1 protein-coding gene is annotated in these 468 nt (G+C 65.6%); it reads left to right on the top strand.

Annotated elements, in window-relative coordinates:
- Nucleotides 1–14 precede the first annotated feature (14 nt).
- On the top strand, nt 15–468 hold a 454-nt coding region (locus M3194_RS30865), incomplete at its 3' end, for a nucleoside recognition domain-containing protein (protein WP_311292458.1).

Raw genomic sequence — 468 nt, 5'->3', positions numbered from 1 at the left:
GGGTAGAGGGACTCGTGGTCAGCGGATTGATCGCCGGCGTCGGCATGCTGCTCACCTTCGTGCCGCTGATGACGTTGATGTTCATCCTTCTTGCCGTACTCGAGGACTCCGGTTACCTCGCGAGGGCTGCTGTGGTGACCGACCGGCTGATGCGCTCCATCGGCCTGCCGGGACGGGCGTTCCTGCCGCTGATCGTCGGGTTCGGCTGCAACGTGCCGGCCATCTCGGCCACCCGCATCCTGCCGAGCGCACGGCAACGGATCCTGACTGCGCTGCTCGTCCCGTTCACGTCCTGCACCGCGCGGCTCACGGTGTTCGTCATGCTGGGCTCCGTGTTCTTCGGGCCCTACGCCGGCACCGCCGTCTTCGCGATGTATGTGATCTCGATCCATCTGGTCGTACTCTCCGGACTGCTGCTCAAGGCCACGCTGTGGCGCACGATGGGCGCGGAACCGCTGATCATCGACC

It is taken from the genome of Paenibacillus glycanilyticus (assembly GCF_023715145.1).
GTDB classification, from domain to species: domain Bacteria; phylum Bacillota; class Bacilli; order Paenibacillales; family Paenibacillaceae; genus Pristimantibacillus; species Pristimantibacillus glycanilyticus_A.
The sequence above is the reverse complement of the archived record's forward strand: the minus strand, read 5'-3'. Positions and strand labels throughout refer to the sequence as shown.